At 40.5% G+C, this 627-nt stretch carries 1 protein-coding gene; it reads right to left on the bottom strand.

What is annotated here, in order from left to right; all coding sequences use genetic code 11:
• A partial coding sequence (locus tag V6E76_RS11360) for a helix-turn-helix domain-containing protein (RefSeq protein WP_499797817.1) occupies positions 1-627 on the bottom strand: 627 nt, incomplete at both ends.

Genomic DNA, 627 nt, shown 5'->3' with positions numbered 1-627 from the left:
TAGCGTAAAAAATACTGAATTAATCCAGATTGTTTTCGGTCTTCGACAATGTCAATGACCCGGTGACTCACAGCATCACAGAATATAAAGCTCATGGCAGTATCGACAGACTTCACGCTTTTAAATTCATCAAAAGAGAGATGCTCAGGTAATACATGTGTCGGTCGTTGTCGAATGGCACGTGCTGTCGCTTCAATCACTCTACGAACGGTTGTGGTAGATACACTCGTCATCTCTGAAATATACTTTTCAGTCAGTCTCTGATCGCATTGGTGGGCAATCCATTGACGCGTCCGTGTCGAGATGTGGCAATACTTATCAACGATTGAGGTTTCTGCAGTGAAACTGTGGTCACAATGCTTACAGAGAAACCGTTGTTTAGATAACTTCAAATATGCAGGTAAACCTGAAACATGCGGTAAGGTGATTCGGGATGTACGCGTGCCATTTTTGACAATACTATAATCGGCATTGATACATCCACACGCTGGACAATGTGTCGGATTATATGTGAGTTTGGCAGTGATAAATAGGGACTTAATACCCTTATAGAAAACTTCTTCAACAGTGGACTTTGTATAATCGAGATTAGGCTCTTTAATTTGAAGTAAAGATGATATAAAATGA

This window comes from Jeotgalicoccus huakuii (assembly GCF_036665975.1).
Classification (GTDB): Bacteria; Bacillota; Bacilli; order Staphylococcales; family Salinicoccaceae; genus Jeotgalicoccus; species Jeotgalicoccus marinus.
The sequence above is the reverse complement of the archived record's forward strand: the minus strand, read 5'-3'. Positions and strand labels throughout refer to the sequence as shown.